At 55.6% G+C, this 16,482-nt stretch carries 12 protein-coding genes and 4 pseudogenes; 5 read left to right on the top strand and 11 right to left on the bottom strand.

Features of this window, described 5'->3' with window-relative positions:
• Window positions 1–408 (top strand): annotated as a pseudogene (locus NR164_RS08870) (tyrosine-type recombinase/integrase); the annotation flags it as partial.
• 83 nt (window positions 409–491) lie between these two features.
• Here NR164_RS08870 and NR164_RS30515 read toward each other — a convergent pair.
• From NR164_RS30515 to NR164_RS08860, 3 genes and pseudogenes are all read right to left on the bottom strand, one after another.
• The gene (locus tag NR164_RS30515; RefSeq protein ID WP_371928146.1) at window positions 492–1,205 is read right to left on the bottom strand and encodes a methyl-accepting chemotaxis protein; all 714 of its coding nucleotides are present in this window, start codon (window positions 1,203–1,205) and stop codon (window positions 492–494) included.
• Window positions 1,206–1,346: 141 nt separating this feature from the next.
• Window positions 1,347–2,384, bottom strand: a pseudogene (locus NR164_RS30510) (methyl-accepting chemotaxis protein); the annotation flags it as partial.
• A gap of 571 nt (window positions 2,385–2,955) precedes the next feature.
• The gene (locus tag NR164_RS08860) at window positions 2,956–3,966 is read right to left on the bottom strand and encodes an NAD(P)-dependent alcohol dehydrogenase (RefSeq protein WP_046383999.1); all 1,011 of its coding nucleotides are present in this window, start codon (window positions 3,964–3,966) and stop codon (window positions 2,956–2,958) included.
• Window positions 3,967–4,022: 56 nt separating this feature from the next.
• Between NR164_RS08860 and NR164_RS08855 the strand changes: the two are divergent.
• Window positions 4,023–5,006 (top strand): annotated as a pseudogene (locus NR164_RS08855) (tyrosine-type recombinase/integrase); the annotation flags it as partial.
• A 378-nt stretch (window positions 5,007–5,384) separates the two neighbouring features.
• Here the strand turns inward: NR164_RS08855 and NR164_RS08850 are convergent.
• Window positions 5,385–5,675 (bottom strand): DUF1330 domain-containing protein, encoded by a 291-nt coding sequence (locus tag NR164_RS08850; protein ID WP_046383998.1) that lies wholly within the window; start codon window positions 5,673–5,675, stop codon window positions 5,385–5,387.
• 38 nt (window positions 5,676–5,713) lie between these two features.
• The gene (locus NR164_RS08845; protein WP_256822634.1) at window positions 5,714–6,730 is read right to left on the bottom strand and encodes an NAD(P)-dependent alcohol dehydrogenase; all 1,017 of its coding nucleotides are present in this window, start codon (window positions 6,728–6,730) and stop codon (window positions 5,714–5,716) included.
• Window positions 6,731–6,818: 88 nt separating this feature from the next.
• On the opposite strand from NR164_RS08845, the gene NR164_RS08840 reads away from it, so the two are divergent.
• The gene (locus NR164_RS08840) at window positions 6,819–7,724 is read left to right on the top strand and encodes a LysR family transcriptional regulator (protein WP_079443481.1); all 906 of its coding nucleotides are present in this window, start codon (window positions 6,819–6,821) and stop codon (window positions 7,722–7,724) included.
• Between the two features lie 171 nt (window positions 7,725–7,895).
• Here NR164_RS08840 and NR164_RS08835 read toward each other — a convergent pair whose 3' ends face one another.
• Window positions 7,896–8,336 carry a hotdog fold domain-containing protein gene (locus NR164_RS08835; RefSeq protein ID WP_057005557.1) on the bottom strand — a complete coding sequence of 147 codons (441 nt, stop codon included), beginning with the start codon at window positions 8,334–8,336 and terminating at the stop codon, window positions 7,896–7,898.
• 135 nt (window positions 8,337–8,471) lie between these two features.
• Here NR164_RS08835 and NR164_RS08830 point away from each other — a divergent pair, with 135 nt between their 5' ends.
• Entirely contained in the window at window positions 8,472–9,092 is a 621-nt protein-coding gene (locus NR164_RS08830; protein WP_046383995.1) for a TetR/AcrR family transcriptional regulator, read from the top strand.
• A gap of 106 nt (window positions 9,093–9,198) precedes the next feature.
• Here the strand turns inward: NR164_RS08830 and NR164_RS08825 are convergent.
• The 4 genes and pseudogenes from NR164_RS08825 to NR164_RS08810 all read right to left on the bottom strand — a co-directional run.
• A pseudogene (locus NR164_RS08825) lies at window positions 9,199–9,456 on the bottom strand (winged helix-turn-helix transcriptional regulator); the annotation flags it as partial.
• Between the two features lie 288 nt (window positions 9,457–9,744).
• The gene (locus NR164_RS08820) at window positions 9,745–10,953 is read right to left on the bottom strand and encodes an MFS transporter (protein ID WP_256822633.1); all 1,209 of its coding nucleotides are present in this window, start codon (window positions 10,951–10,953) and stop codon (window positions 9,745–9,747) included.
• 88 nt (window positions 10,954–11,041) lie between these two features.
• Window positions 11,042–12,064, bottom strand: coding sequence for an alpha/beta hydrolase (locus NR164_RS08815; RefSeq protein WP_046383993.1), 1,023 nt, complete (start codon window positions 12,062–12,064; stop codon window positions 11,042–11,044).
• A gap of 45 nt (window positions 12,065–12,109) precedes the next feature.
• Window positions 12,110–13,159, bottom strand: coding sequence for an NAD(P)-dependent alcohol dehydrogenase (locus NR164_RS08810; RefSeq protein WP_128192014.1), 1,050 nt, complete (start codon window positions 13,157–13,159; stop codon window positions 12,110–12,112).
• A gap of 164 nt (window positions 13,160–13,323) precedes the next feature.
• Between NR164_RS08810 and NR164_RS08805 the strand changes: the two genes are divergently transcribed.
• Window positions 13,324–14,244, top strand: coding sequence for an AraC family transcriptional regulator (locus tag NR164_RS08805; protein WP_046383991.1), 921 nt, complete (start codon window positions 13,324–13,326; stop codon window positions 14,242–14,244).
• Window positions 14,245–14,872: 628 nt separating this feature from the next.
• Here the strand turns inward: NR164_RS08805 and NR164_RS08800 are convergent.
• Window positions 14,873–16,147 carry a glycoside hydrolase family 68 protein gene (locus tag NR164_RS08800; RefSeq protein WP_017847970.1) on the bottom strand — a complete coding sequence of 425 codons (1,275 nt, stop codon included), beginning with the start codon at window positions 16,145–16,147 and terminating at the stop codon, window positions 14,873–14,875.
• Window positions 16,148–16,482: the final 335 nt, after the last annotated feature.

Here is a 16,482-nt window from a genome sequence, read left to right as displayed (position 1 = left end):
ATGTCTCTCGGTAGTTATCCGCAAATCAGCCTCAAAGAAGCCCGTGCGCGACGTGATGAGGCGCGCGCCTTGGTCGCCCAAGGCATCAATCCCTATGAGCACCGTAAACAGCAGCGTCGTGCTGTTCGTTTTACGGCAGAGCAGGCCTTCGAGGCCGTGTTCAATCAATGGGTGGAGTTCCGCAGGCTAAGCCTGAAGGAAGGGCGCCAGAGCACGCTCTCGCAAATCTTGAGAATCTTCAACAAAGACGTGCTGCCCACACTGGGCGGGCGGTCTATCTACGATATCAATCGTCACGATCTGCTGGATTTGCTGAGCAGGATCGAACAGCGCAAGGCCTTAACGACAGCTGAAAAGTGTCGGGCCTGGTTAAATCAATTGTTCCCCTATGCGTTGGTAAAAATCGAGCATAGGCTGGAGATGTCTACGTTGCTGGGGGCAGTCCAATGAGCTTGCAAAGTGTCTAGAGAGTCCGTGGCGATTCACATCGGTCAAACTTTGAAGTGACTGACAAGTTGCTGTAACTGTACCCCCAAGCGCGCGAGTTCGATACTGGAGGCCGCTGTCTCCTCACTAGCTGAGGCGGTCTGCTCAGACACGTCGCGTACACTCAAAATGCTGCGGCTTATTTCCTCCGCCACCGAACTTTGTTGTACTGCGGCGGCAGCAATCTGTTGGTTCATGGCTTGAATCCCAGAAACCGTCTGAGTGATGCTAGCTAAAGATGCGCCTGCTTTACCTGCCAACGCCACAGTGCTATCGGTTAGTTCGCGGCTGCTCTGCATAATACTGGACACCTGACGTGTTCCACCTTGCAAGCCTGCCACCAAGCTTTCTATTTCCTCAGTGGACTGCTGAGTACGCTGAGCCAGTCCTCGTACTTCGTCAGCGACCACTGCAAAACCGCGCCCTGCCTCACCTGCGCGAGCAGCCTCAATGGCCGCGTTAAGGGCCAATAAATTAGTTTGCTCAGCCACCGCCTTGATCACGTCCATGATCTTGACGATGCGCCCACTTTCTTGTTCAAGCTTATTCATAGCTTCCGCTGAACGCCCGACTTCGCTGGACAAACGCTCAATCTGGGCGATGGCTTCCGCGACTACTTTGTCACCAGCGCGCGCCTGAGCATCGGCCTCTGATGCGGCAACGGAAGCTTGTTCCGCATTCCGCGCAACTTCATGCACAGTGGCCGACATTTCGTGCATCGCAGTAGCCACTTGGTCGGTCTCGGTTTTCTGGCTATTGACCCCAGCGCTGGTCTGCTCAGTGACAGCTGAAAGCTCTTCTGCTGCACTGGCGATCTGGGTGACTCCATCGCGGATACCACCGATCAGATCGCGCAAGGTACTACCCATGCGCTGAATACCTTGTTGCAGCACACCCAGTTCGTCTCTACGGGTCACGACCATGTTTTGCGTGAGATCGCCCGCTGCAATGCAATCGACCACAGCCAGAGTCTCCTGCAATGGGCGGGTAATCTGGCGGGTGATTATCAGAGCTGCAAGAAGCCCCAATAACATTGCCAAAGCAGTGCAACTCAACTGCAGCGTGCGGGCCTGAGCACTATCTGTTTCAAGGGCGGCCAGCTGTCTGGCATACATTTCATCAGTCAGACGGGTGATGGCCTCTCCGAAATTGACAGTGTCCTGCACGGAGTGGTCGATAGCCCCATTACTGGCTGTAAAATCCTGCACTGAGCGGCGGTAAGCCATCAGAGCGGTTTCCAGTTGCCTGATAGGATCGGCATAGGCGGCACCAAAGGTGTTGTTGAGGGTTTCAATGCCCTTGAGCGCACTATCAAGCTGGCGGGCGGCGGCTTGTTCCGTAGTGCTGTTGGGATTGCCGGTGTAGCCACGAACTTCATAACGCACCAGCGCGACATCCTCTTTGGCCTTGAGGATGACTTTGTATAACTCATAACGGCGCTGATCAGAGACTGGCATTGCTTCTACGTCATTGATGAGCTTGGCAATCAGCGCGGCGCCTTTGACCGCATTGGTGGCCATTTCCTTACGGGTGGCCGCACTATTGCGATAGGCCTCGCGCATCGTATTAATTGCCATTTGATACTGAGAGGTGGCTTGGTTGATCAGCGCAAGACTTTGCAAGTTTTCAGGTAGCTGCAGTTCTTTTGCGAGGCTTTTTTGCTTGGCGACAAACAGTTCCAGCGCATCCTGGATCAATGCACCTTGTTGCTCGTCACCCTTGTCCACCTGATACTGAAAACGGGCCCTCCGTAGATGATCAAGACGGTTGCCGAGTTCGGTGATGCCGGCCATTCGATTACTACGGTCAATCATTTTTCCCAAGCTGAACCAGCTGGTCGCGGCAAGGATGGCGGTTAGAAGGAGTACAACAGCAAAGCCCAAGGCCAGCTTGAGCATGACGCTGATATTCGCGAGCCAAGAGTTCATAGCGTTCCTTTGGTAATCAGCCGTGACCGATGAAAACTGGCGCGGTCATCTGAGAAGGGGGGGAGGTATAATCAATATTGATATGGATGATTGGATGAATATAGCACAGTGATGGCTCGGTGCCATCACAAGCTTTTAATGATTTCGACGATACGTGTCAGAATGGCGACAGCTAGAAAAATGAATCGCCCAGGATTCTCTAGACACCTTGCAAAAAGTTATACAAGGTGCTCGATTTCGTAAAAGGGTGGTGGCCGGCCTATGCAAGTCGGCATGCAATCCTACCGATCAATCACTACGCTCCACCCTGAAGCCTCTCTAGGTGGTTTTGACATCTGCCGCACTCAGGAGAAAGTCCGGTTAGCGCATTGCTTTCAAGACAAGACGGTTGCAGAGGTCGCATACGCCGTCATGAACAGTGAGAGGCAACTATTGTGGGTGGGTTTTTCCAACATTGAGGTCTGAATGACGAACCTTGCAAGCCGTGAAGAGCTAATCACATGGCGAACCTTAAGGTCTTCTCATGCACAGTTATGCGCGCTTAGATATCCAGACAAATTTTGCCGAAATGCTTGTTGGTTTCCTGATACTTGAACGCTTCGACAATCTCGTTCAAAGGGAAATGACGATCAATAATCGGACGCATACCATTAGCATTGATGGCTCGGATCATGTCTTGCTGCTGGCTGCGGCTGCCCACCAATACACCCTGCAGACGTACTTGCTTGATCAGTGCGGGTACAAAATTCATTGCACCGCTTACGCCACTCAGTATCCCGATGATGGAGATGTGACCAGCAACCCGAGTTGCAACCATCGATTGCTCGAGAGTCGCGGGGCCGCCGACTTCTATGATGTGATCAACACCACGGCCACCCGTTAGAGCGCGTGCAGTTTCACCCCAGTTAAGGTCTTTGCGGTAATTGATCACATGATCAGCGCCTAGTCCTTTCAGACGTTCAAGTTTTTCGTCGCTTGAAGAGGTAGCAATGACGGTAGCGCCGGCCAATTTAGCGAACTGCAGAGCGAAAATTGAAACGCCGCCAGTGCCTTGGACGAGCACGGTGTCGCCCGGCTTGAGTGAGTCATCGGCCATCAGGGCGCGCCACGCAGTAAGGCCGGCAGTGGTGAGCGTGGACGCTTCAGCATGGCTGTATCCGATAGGCGCGAGAGTGAACGATGTGGCTTTGGCCGTCACTTGCTCACGAGCGTAGCCGTCAATGCCATCACCTGGCACGCTAACAAAACCCTCAACCAGTGGCGCACCATTGATCCACTCAGGGAAGAATGTACTAACGACCGAGTCACCCACCTTGAATTCAGTGACATCTTCGCCGACAGCAATGACTTCACCTGCGCCGTCGGCCATGGGGATGCGTTTTTCACTAGGCCCCCACATACCGCTGACCACCGCGAAGTCGTGGTAGTTGAGCGAGTTGGCGTGAAGGCGCACTGTGATTTCGCCGCGCGCTGCGGCCCGTACTTCGCTACTGCCAACCACAACCTTTTCATAACCGCCACCGGGTTGGACGAAGATAGTTTTACTGCTCATAGGGGATTCCTTGTGTTTTCTAATTACGCGAAATTACGACCGTTCGGCAAGCCTGAATCACCGGCAATGACTACACGATAGGCGACACGGATGGGCTTGCGCTCAACGTGACGGCCCGCGGCGGGAAAATCTGGCGTTTCAATACTGCTGGGCGGGCGTGCAGAAGCGTATGTCTCTCGGTAGTTATCCGCAAATCAGCCTCAAAGAAGCCCGTGCGCGACGTGATGAGGCGCGCGCCTTGGTCGCCCACGGCATCAATCCCTATGAGCACCGTAAACAGCAGCGTCGTGCTGTTCGTTTTGCGGCAGAGCAGGCCTTCGAGGCCGTGTTCAATCAATGGGTGGAGTTCCGCAGGCTGAGCCTGAAGGAGGGGCGCCAGAGCACGCTCTCGCAAATCTTGAGAATCTTCAATAAAAACGTCCTGCCCATACTGGGTGGATGGTCTATCTACGACATCAATCGTCGCGATCTGCTGGATTTGCTGAGCAGGATCGAACAGCGCAAGGCCTTATCGACAGCTGAAAAGTGTCGGACCTGGTTTAATCAATTGTTCCGCTATGCGTTGGTAAAAATCGAGGGGCTAGAACACAATCCGGCTTCAGGCCTGGATGTGGTTGCACTTCGCAAACCTCCTGTTACTCACAATCCATTTCTCCGTATGGAGGAGTTCCCGGCCTTGATGGCTGCTCTTCGAAACTACGATGGCGCCAACCAAACTCGGCTTGGCCTTCGGTTGTTGCTGCTGACCGGTGTCCGCACGGGCGAGTTGCGGCTGGCGACACCCGACCAGTTCGATTTGGAGAAGCGCTTGTGGATCATACCGGCGGAAGTGGTGAAACAACTCCAGCTAGCGATGTGCAAGCCAGGTAAGCAGATCCAAAACGTACCGCCTTATATCGTGCCACTGTCGGTGCAGGCGCTGGAGATAGTGCGCCATTTGTTGGACCAGGTTGTCCCCGCGCAGCGCTACTTATTTGCGCATCGAAGCGACCTGAGCAAGCGCATCAGTGAGAACACTCTGAATGGCGCTACTGTGTCGATGCGAATGTGCTGGAGACGTCGGGTACTCGGATCGGCATGCCGATCGCTGTTGGACTGGTCAGCGACACGGGTTGCGATCCGGTCGAGACGGGCAATTTGGCCTCGGTCCTGCCTTTTCAGCAGGGTGGGCCGTGTTGGCGAGCGCACCTTACTGCTCCCCAATTGCGTCGTCGTCTGAGTCTGTCTGACGCATAACCCATCACCATTTTGCCGAGTGTCCCGACGTGTGGTGATGGGCGATCAGGTGACCGGGACTGCCACATGACCTAGCGAAAAAGCTCGCAGGTTCCCCTGCGCGCTTCATTTCCTGATTAGTAAGCCTAGGTAAGTGTCCTTCGACGGCCGACACAGGGTTCTGGATATCCTCGGTAGGCGTTCTAACTTACTCCGTCTACGACAAACCCTCGATAGACTGCACCCTTGAGCCTGTGTCCAACGATGGACTGATACGCGTCGCCGTGATACCAGGCCTTGGCTTCGTCGAATGTCGGGAAGGAGAAAAGTACAACGCCTTCTGGTAATTCCCCTTCAAACGCCTCAATCCGTTGATAGGCTGAAAGCATCGTGGACTGCAGGCCGGCAAGAGCAATGGTGGCTTTTTGTGCATAGATATCAAGCTCATGCTGATCGAGCGTTTTCTCTCGGATGAAGATTACATAAGCAGTCATGATCTGTCCCGTTAGCTATCGTTGACTGGGTCATCACATCAGTGGCTGATAACGACCTTGCCAAAGACGTCACGTGTCATGAGTTTTTCATACGCCCGCTTGGCGTCCCCAAACTCAAAACGACTGTCGATTACAGGGCTGATTCCATGTGCGGCGATGCCTGCGATCAAATCTTCCAGATCTTGTCGATTGCCCAGGGCGATAGGCTGGTATCGCGCCTGGCTCATGAACATGGACATGAAGTCGACGCTGCCTTCCAAGCCCGCGAGTACCCCAACCATCGAAACCTGGCCACCCACCGCAATGGCTTTGACCGACTCCTGGAAAGTGCCTGAGCCACCCACCTCAACGATGCGATTGACGCCATTGCCGTTGGTAAGCGCCCGGACCTGCTGCGACCATGCGGGATGGGTTTTGTAGTTGATGATGTTGGCTACGCCCAACAGCTTGAGCTGTTCGGACTTCTCATCGCTGGATGTCGTGGCAATGACGCGCGCGCCCAGCGCTTTTGCAAACTGGATGGCGAACAACGAGACGCCTCCCGTTCCCTGTGTCAGTACCGTGTCGCCTGCGCTTACTCCTTTGACCGCAGACCACGCAGTGACCGCAGCACAAGGTAGGGTAGCGGCCTCTTCAAAGCTCAGACTGCCAGGAATGTGGGCCAGAGCGTTTTCTGATGTGACGCGGTAATCTGCCAGCCAGCCGTCGACATCATATGAATACTGGGAATACTTTCCGGTGAACGGCCCGTCAATCCATTCAGGGAAGAATGAGTTCACGACTCGATCCCCAGTGACGAAGCGAGTCACTCCCTCGCCAACGGCGATCACCTCACCTGCACCATCGGAAAGAGGGATGGTGCCCGATGGTACGGGCGCTGTGTAGTGTCCTTGCAGAATGAGGATGTCTCGGAAATTCAACGAGGAGGCGCGTACGCGGACGACGACTTCGCCTGAGGCCGGAGTCGGAATCGCTATGGCACCGTTGACAAGGCCATCGAGCCCGCCAAATTTTTCGAGGTGATAGGCGCGGTTTTGTTTGGTTTCAGCATTCATGAAGCAGTCCTTTCTAGGGGGTTGATACATTATTTTCCCCTTGAATGCCGTGGTTGATAATCCACTGCCACCTACTCATACTGTTTAGATGAACTACACAATCGGACGCGGTGAGTTAGATGGGGTTCTCGTGTTCTTGGCGGTCGCCGAGGCGCGCGGCTTCCGGGCGGCTGCGCGCCGCCTTGGCATTACGCCATCAGCTGTTAGTCAGGCGATACGCACATTCGAACAGCGAGTGGGAGTGCCACTGCTGGCACGAACTACCAGAAGCGTCGGACTGACTGAGGCTGGAGCAAGACTGCTGCTTCAAGTGCGGCCTGCTGCTCAGCAGGTACTTCTGGGAATTGAGTCCGCGCGTAACTTCGGTGAGTCTGTAACCGGGCTGCTTCGAATCAGTGTTCCCAGGCCAAGTGTTCCTATGCTGACAGAACGCTTCGTGCCTGGGTTCCTTAGCGCGAACCCGGGAATACAGCTTGAATTTGTCGGTGATGATCACCTGGTGGACATCATTGATGAAGGTTGCGATGCCGGAGTACGACCGCGTTCATATGTACACGCTGATATGGTTGCGGTACCTCTGACCGCTGAGGAACCCAGCATTGTTGTCGGCTCACCGTCCCTGATCGCGCGCTATGCGCGGCCTCTGCTACCTGATGATATCTTGGGCCTGCCGTGCATCACCTATCGGCAGGCGGGTATTGTGCTGGACAGCTGGACATTCAGCGTCTCGGGCGAAAGACACGTAGTGCGCGTCCGTGGTCCGTTGATACTGGATGATGTGGCCGCTTGTATTCACGCCGCGGAGCGAGGGGTCGGATTGTTCATGCTTCCGCGATCTCTCGTTGCGCGCCATATCCACGCTGGAACACTTGAAGTCTTACTCGAAAGCTTCTCGGTGACCTTTCCCGGATTGGCGCTTTATTATCCCAGTCGGCGAAATGTGCTGCCCAAACTTCGTGCATTCATCGACTATGTTTTAGTCAGCAGACCTTGATAAGGGCATTGCAGTTTGAATCGCTCCGGGTTTTCTAGACACTCCCCAAGCTCGCCGTGCAGCGCTTTTCAAACTCTACCGGGACAGTTAATTGTTGAAATCATGACGCATTTTTCATGCTCGCAGCGGGAGCGATTTGGCTCGGCATAACGCCGAGCCTATAGAAAAGGCCTAAGCGATTTTCACATTCATCGTGATTCTGGCAGTGAAAACTTTCACGCCACCCTCGTCGAAGATATCAACCGGAACGAACTTGTCGCCGCCGGTTTTCCAGTCAATACCGCTGCCATCAGCTACAGCTCGAATGCTCGATTTTGCTTTCGCGAGATATTCAACGGTCATGCCTTTCGGAATCCATTTGGCGCCTGAAGGAATCGAAGCGTCAGTCATCATTCCGCCCGCGAGCTCGGCTGCGTTGCACAGGGCTATCGCGTGCACAGATGCCAGATGGTTGGTGATTTCCTTGCGAAACGGCACGTTAACGACTGCATGGCCTGGGCTGAGCTCTGAAATCTCAGGGGCGATCGTGCTGAAGTAAGGTGCCATTTGGCAGGCCATATTGCTGAACGCGGCGGGGCCTACGCTATTGAACATACTTAGAGCTTGACTCATGAGATACCCTCGCGGTTGGTTGCAGAATAATATTCTGTAGCGGAATAATGTTCTGTATTTCTGGAGGCTGTCAAGCCAAGCTTTCTTTACGGTGCGTTCACCCTATAGACTCCGCTTCATTTGGCGTTTCCCCTCATGCATTCAACTGATCTGATCGAGCGTATCTATCCGGGAAGGCGTAGCGAGCTCAAGCGCACAATCCTGCGCCGAGCACTTGCCTGCTTTAACGAGGTAGGCATCGAAGCCACAAACATCGAAACCATTCGGGCTCAATGCGAAACGAGCGTAGGCGCTATCTATCATCACTTCGGCAGTAAAGAGGGACTGGTGGCCGCTCTTTTTTTCGCTGCGCTAGAAGATCAGGCAGCGCTCCGAGATAGCTATTTGCAAAAAGCACAGACGGCTCAAGCGGGTGTAGCGGCTCTGATCTATAGCTACGCTGAATGGGTCGATGAGCAACCGGACTGGGCTCGCTTTGTTTTCCAAAGTCGCTACGCCGTCTCAAGTGGGCCTTTCAACGGTGAATTGCTTGAACGCAATAAACAACGCAACAGGCAGTTGCTGGACTGGATGAGTGTCGAGGGCCGCAAGGAACAGTTCAGTCATCTTCCTGTAGAACTCTTACCGTCACTCATCATCGGCGCGACAGAAAGCTATTCGCGTGCCTGGCTTTCCGGGAGGGTCGAAAAAAGCCCGAAGCAGTATCAGGACTTTCTCGCGAAAGCTGCTTGGAATTCGATTACGCAAATTGACTAGATAGCTAACTGACTTTTGAGTAAGCGTTGGAGGTTCTGAATCAGCTGGCTTTCAAGGCGCAGGAGGCACGTCGCACATCACCTCGGCTGCAGTGAATCGCTCAGGTTTAAACCGCCCCATCACCTTTGCGGGTGCTGTTAGCTTTTCGGCCACGTGGATTTGGATTTACGGGGACGCTTTTCCCGTACTCGCTCCACCAGGTGGCGAGTGCCGCCATCGTCGGCCCGAGCGCACTCGCCTTGGCTGTCATCTCATATTCGACGCGCGGTGGTACTTCCGCGAAGACTGTTCGCGAGATCCGGCCATCGTTTTCAAGCTCTCGGAGTTGCGCCGTCAGCATGTGTTGTGTGATACCGCTAATCGCAAACGCACAAGCGGAGTTGGGCTATTCAGCCTCCCACCTTGTGCCTTTGATGATCGTGGTCAAAGTACTGGGTCCTGCCACGATTCTCTGGTGCTTTAACGTGGCGCTCAGTGATCTGGCTTATGTCGGCATGTTTTATCATCTGCTGCTCTCCGCCCTAGCACACCTGGGTGTTCGCAAACCCAAAGGTTTTCTCCCGGCAGTCGTAGCACTCATCCTCTTGGCCGCCTCCTTCATGACACAAAACGCTGTTCGCGATAAAAGACGCCTTGGCGTGTCTTGTGTTTTTTATGCGATGTTCACCGATGCAACCGGCTCCCGCGTGGCAGAGCGTGCAGCCAGGAAGGCAAGCACAGCCGCCACGCCCAGCAATGCGGCGCTCAACTCGAAGGTTGCGCGATAGCCGCTCAAGTCAAACACCAGCCCGCCAACGGTTGCACCCGAGGCAATGGCCAGTTGAATGATCGCCACCATTAAGCCGCCTCCCGCTTCAGCAGCCTCTGGCAATGTTCTGGCCAGCCATGTCCACCATCCCACTGGAGCTGCCGTTGCAACCAGTCCCCAGAGACCCAACAAGACAGTGGTGGTGGCCGCCGAACTGCCGAATGAAACGAGCGCCAGTGCGATCACCGCCATCAATATCGGAATGACGATGAGGGTGCGATGCAGGCCATTTTTCAAGAAGGCTTCAATCAGGAAGGTTCCCGCGAGCCCAGCCAGACCCAAGACGAGCAACATCAGCGATAGCGTGGAAACACTGACGTGCGTGACCGTTTCAAGGAACGGGCGCAGGTAGGTAAACAGCATAAACTGCCCCATGAAAAAGACACTGACCGCCACCATGCCTAACGCGACCGGTAGGCTTTTCATCAACTTGAAGACATTCCCAGTGCCCGAACCACTTTGTGACTTCATCGCCGGAAGGCTAAATAGAAGCCAGGCAGAGGCGATCACCGCGACCGGAATAACGCACAAAAATGCACCGCGCCAGCCGATCAACGCGCCAAGGAAACTGCCCAGCGGCGCTGCAATCACTGTTGCCAGAGCGTTGCCGCCGTTGACGATTGCCATGGCGCGAGTGATCTGGTCTTCAGGCACCAGGCGCATGGCGGTTGCGGCCGACAGCGACCAGAAGCCGCCTATCGCTACCCCGATCAACGCGCGACCGATCATGAACACCCAGTAATTCGGCGCGAAAGCGACCACTGTTCCCGAAATGATCATCAGCACAGTCAGTGACAACAGCAGAGGTTTGCGGTCGACCCGCGCCGCCACCGAAGCGATCAGAAGGCTGGCGAACAGCGCAAACAGCCCAGAGACAGAAATGCCCTGGCCCGCTTGCCCCTCGGTGATATGCAAGTCGGCGGCAATCGGCGTCAGCAGGCTGACGGGCATGAATTCCGATGCCACCAGCACGAAGGCTGCAAGCGACATGGCTAATACCGCGCCCCACGATTGTTCAGCTTTCCGGGGGGCGTGGAGGGAGTGGTTGCTCATTGATTGAATCCTGTCATGCGCGAAGCGTTGCGGCCCCGTAAATGAGGCCGCGCGAGAGAACCGGTGCCCGGCCAGGGGCACCGGCCATTTACTTCAGGTTGCTTTTGAAGAACGAAGTCAACTTAGCGAATGGAATGAGGTTGACCCGGTCGTAAAGATCCACATGTCCGGCATCTGGAATGATCAGCAGTTCTTTGGGTTCGGCAGCGCGTTTGTAGGCGTCTTCACTGAACTCGAGCGAGTGTGCCTTGGCACCAGCAATGAACAGCAGTGGGCGAGGGGAGATCGAATCTATGTCGTTAAACGGATAGAAGTTCATGAACTTCACGTTGCTGGTCAGTGTAGGCATGGTGGTGGTCTGCGCCGATGCGCCGGCAGGCGTAACCTCGCCACGCGGGGTGCGGTAGAAATCGTAGAACTCGTCACCCACGGCGTTACCGGTCAGCTTCAGCGGCGTGCCGCTGGTATAACGGATTTGACCACCCTGAAACTCTATATCACGCTGCTGCGCCGCTTCGCGAATGATCTGCTGACGTTGTTCCGACGTTACGCCATGCTTGAGGCCGTTACGATTGGCTGCGCCCATGTCGTACATGCTGACGGTGGCGATCGCCTTGAGGCGCGGATCAATCTTGGCCGCGCTGATGGCGAAGCTGCCACTGCCACAGATGCCAATGACGCCAATAAGCTCGCGATCAACAATGGGTTGAGTGCCGAGAAAGTCCACGGCGGCACTGAAGTCTTCGGCATAGATATCAGGCGAGACCGCTTGGCGAGGTGTGCCCGCACTTTCGCCCCAGAAGGACAAGTCCAGCGACAGCGTGACAAATCCCTGCTCGGCCATTTTGGTGGCGTAGAGGTTTGCGCTTTGCTCCTTTACCGCGCCCATGGGGTGGCCAACGATGATGGCGGCGTTTTTCGTTTTCGGGTCGAGGTCTTTCGGGGTGAACAAGTTGCCCGCGACTTTCATTCCGTATTGATTGTTGAAGGTGACCTTTTCCACCGTCACTTTGTCGCTTTTGTAGAAGTTGTCTGCACCGTTTGACATATCGGCTCCCATCGAAGAGAAAGAGGTAACAAGTAGCCCGAGGGCGAGAAAAATACCTTTCACTGGATCATCCTTTCGGTTGAGTCGTTACCGGCTGGAGTCTTTCGACTAGCCAACCAATGTGGCGTTGTCGATCACAAAGCGATACTTGACGTCACCCTTGAGCATCCGTTCGTAGGCGTTGTTGATCTGATCGGCTCGAACCAGTTCGATGTCGGCGACGATGTTGTGCTCGGCACAGAAATCCAGCATCTCCTGTGTTTCAGGGATGCCGCCGATCATCGAGCCGGCAATAGTTCGGCGCTTCATGATCAGGTTGAACACGTTGGGTGATGGATGCGCGGAGGCGGGGGCACCGACCAGCGTCAGCGCTCCGTCGCGCTTGAGCAACACCAGAAACGCATCCAGATCGTGGGGCGCTGCGACGGTATTGAGGATGAAGTCGAAGCTCTTGGTATGCGCGGCCATCTCCTCAGCGTTGCGCGATACCACCACTTCGTCCGCGCCCAATTCCTTTGCCGCTTCGCGCTTGGATTCCGATGTGGTGAATGCCACGACATGGGCGCCCATCGCATGGGCCAGTTTGATGCCCATGTGGCCTAGCCCACCAATACCGACCACGCCGACTTTCTTACCCGGCCCGACGTTCCAGTGGCGCAGCGGCGAATACGTGGTGATGCCCGCGCACAGCAGCGGTGCGACGGCGGCCAGTTGTTGCTCGGGATGGCGGATGCGCAGGACGTAACGCTCATGCACCACAACGTTTTGTGAGTAGCCGCCGAGCGTCCAGCCAGGAGCGTCTGGGGTAGGAAAGTTGTAGGTTCCGATCATGCCGTCGCAATAGTTTTCCAGGCCGGATTCACAGTCGTCACAGTGTTTACAGCTGTCGACGATGCAACCGACACCGACCAGATCGCCGACTTTGAATTCCGCTACATGGGCGCCGACCGCCGATACGCGGCCGACAATTTCGTGTCCCGGTACGCAGGGGAACTGCGTGCCTGCCCATTCGGCACGCACCTGATGCAAGTCCGAATGGCAGATACCGCAGAAGGCGATGTCGATCTGAACGTCATGGGTGGCGGGGGAACGGCGACTGATCTGCAAAGGCTCAAGGGGTTTGTCGCCCGCATGAGCACCATAGGCTTGTACAAGCATGGGAGAGTCCTCGATGGTGTGTCGGATGAACATTTTCCCGCTCTGCCCTGACTGCAAACAGTGCATTGCGCTGGATTACTTGCCTGATTCTATGAGTCTGCGTTCTTTTGCAGGACGGTTGCGCGCGGGCGAGTTAGAGTTCAGCGAAGAGGTACGAGACGAACATGATGCCCCCACACGAAACCCCCACATCGCCCCAAGAGGCGCTCGTCCAGGTCATTGGCTCGCGGGTCTTGAAACCCGGTGACTACGCAACATCGATTGCGGGTCTCGGCTTCTTTAGGCGCGAACACCCGTCGCCGCCTGTTGTTTGCATGGTCGAACCGAGCATCATTCTTGTCGCCCAAGGCGAGAAACAGCTGTGGGTAGGCGGTGAGGGTTATCCGTATGACACCTCGCGTTTTCTGGTCACCTCACTGGATTTGCCGGCCAACTCGGAGGTGCTCAAGGCGAGCCCGGAGCAACCGTGCCTGGGCCTGACGTTCAAGCTCGATTTGCGCATGCTGGCAGAGCTGATAGCGCAGAGTGATCTGCCGCCCACCCGTGAACGCTCGGCCGCGAAAGGGGTAGGCATCGGTTCAGTGACCGCAGCCATGCTGGCGCCGTTCGAGCGCTTGTTGGCGCTGCTCGATGAGCCGGAAGCTATTCCTGTTCTCGCCCCCTTGATCCAGCGTGAAATTCACTACCGTCTCTTGAAAAGTGATCAGGCTGGCCGGCTTCGACAGATAACTTCTGTCGATGGCCAAGGTTATCGGATCGCGAAAGCCATCGATTGGTTGAAGTTGAATTACACTTCGGCGCTTAGAGTCGATGAGCTAGCGGCCCGTGTACAGATGAGCACGCCAACCTTCCACCACCACTTCCGCCAACTCACCGCAATGAGCCCCTTGCAGTATCAAAAATGGCTGAGGCTGAACGAGGCAAGGCGATTGATGCTCAATGAACACCAAGACGTATCCAGTGCGGCTTTCAAGGTTGGATATGAAAGCCCCTCCCAGTTCAGCCGCGAATACAGTCGATTCTTTGGTGTTGCGCCTAAACGAGATATCGCAGTGTTACGAAAGGGCAGGCTAGCGACATTGTGAGGTCTTCTTGGCGAATCAGATCCGAGCAAGGGTCCGATTCACCAGCCGCTGCTCGGGTGGCGATAGGGTACGTCCCGCCAGTTGCACGATGGCGCACTCGATACACATGTCCGATGGCAAAAGTTCGGGATGTAACAGGCGCGCAAGTTTACTAGGCCGCCATTACGGGCGTCATGATCCAGCCAAGAGTTTCAGGTGAACAGGAGGTTGTCGCCACACAACGTCAGGTCGCGTAGCAACGACGGGTTGTCAAAGGTCAGTTCCCACCAGTATCGCCTGATTCTGTTTCATGATGAACATCGCGCGCAGGCGCGGGGCGAGAGACTTGTCGAGCATCACGAAGGACCAGGCATAGCCCGGCACCTGCGTCGGTGAACGGGGGGAGTCTGCTGGAGTAGTGGATGTTCCGGCCGGCGGTAGAGGGCGGCGGGCCGGGCCAGCAGAACCAATTGGGTGTATACCCGTTACTGGCTGCCTCCTTGCAGCCAGTAACAAAGGGTTGTTACTACGTATTGTTCAAGAGGGTTCCCGAGCAAAGTCGCAGTAAGTTAGGTGGGATATCTCGATCCTATCCGCAACGAGTTTTTCATCGAGCTCAAACCCGCTGCCTGAAAGCCCTGGGTAGCGATTACTTGAGCGTGACGTCGAGCATCGGCGGGATGTAACCGTAGTCGTACTCGGCAACCACGAACGTCTGCTGCCCTTTGATCTTGATCCCCACCGTCGGTGCTTCGGTGCCGCCGATACGAATCTGCGTGCCGGTTTCGTCGGTCGGTACGCTGTCGATAAATGAGGTCACCAGGCCGTTGGGCATCACGCAGTGCGAGTAGGTCTGGAACGGCTGGGAAGACGGATTTCCCAGTACCAGGCCGGAACCGTTCAAGGGTACGTAAGGACCGAACAGCGAATCTGCGACAAAGCCGTACACACCGTCTGGCCCGGTCACCCCATCGGCATAGGTAAAGGTGTGGCTGATGGTGAACAGGTAGTACTTGCCGTCCTGGAACACGAAGTGCGGGCGTTCGGTCTGATCGTTGACGCCTACCGCGGTCAGCAGCGGCGGCAGCATTTCCCAGTCGTCGCCGTCTTCGTCACGGGCCACTGCGATGCCGACACAGGCGGTCTGGAAGCGCGAGTTGCCGACGTCTTCATAACCCGGCGGCACATCACCGACTTCTGCTTCACCGACCTTGTGCGAGCCGCGCTCGCCGGCCACGTTGCCCTCGAACAGCATGTACAGCTTGCCATCCTTCGGGTCGCGGAACGGCCATGGATCACGGAAACCCCAGAAGGCGTTTTGCGCTTCGGTCTGGTACATCTTGCCGTCGGCCTCGAACAGCGGCTTGACCTTCTCGAAGCCGACCAGGCTGACGCCATGCTCGGTGGTCACCACACGGCCACGCACCTTGACGATGGTCGCGCCCGGCGTGACCGCGGTGTAGTACAGGTCCACTTCGCCTTGCTCGTTCAACAGAATCGGCGTGCCGGCCCATTCGCGAACGGTCGGCGAAACCCCTTCAGCCATCACTCGGCCGCCGAGTTCCCAGTCCTTGCCGGTGCGGGAGAACCAGTAGTACATCTTTGCCCGGCCATGGCGATCGTTCCAGTCGCGGGTGATGTCGTAGTTACCGTTCTGGTCGAGGTATTGCGGGTCGTTCGGGTGACGATCCGCAGTCAGGGTGAAGATCACCGACCAGCCATCGACAGAGGTGATGTTGCCGTCGATATCACGCAGCGGCATGGTGTCCCAGATAAATACCTCGTCGCTCAGTACCGGGAAGTTCGCACTGACCAGTGGCTGGGTGGTAGTGGGGTCGTCCGCGCGGACTTTCAGCGCATCGGCTCGGGTCCACAGGCTGGGTTGATGGGGTGTTTTGCCAAATTTCTCAGTGTTGCTTTTCATAGGGAAAAACCTCGTCCATGAATGGATTCAAATAAATACTGATCAAAAAACACTGTATTTATATACAGTCATTTAACTGTAAAAGACTCCTCCCTTCGGGTCAAGGGAAAAAATGCATTTATGCATAATTGAGTTTTTTGTTGAGGCTGATACGTTTCAGCTTGTGATGTTTCTAGAGGTTTGTTCTCGGACCGATCAGCGACGTTACCTGCATGATGCTGGGTAGACGCAGGTGGTCAAATCGATCAACGCTGTCGAACCTTGCAAAGAGTTTTGGTGCGATGGCATGGACGTAGCCCTGCGTCTTCAACGCCTGCATCACTATCAGTAGGAGT

Origin of the sequence: Pseudomonas sp. Pse79, assembly GCF_024519615.1 — a bacterium.
GTDB classification, from domain to species: domain Bacteria; phylum Pseudomonadota; class Gammaproteobacteria; order Pseudomonadales; family Pseudomonadaceae; genus Aquipseudomonas; species Aquipseudomonas veronii.
The sequence above is the reverse complement of the archived record's forward strand: the minus strand, read 5'-3'. Positions and strand labels throughout refer to the sequence as shown.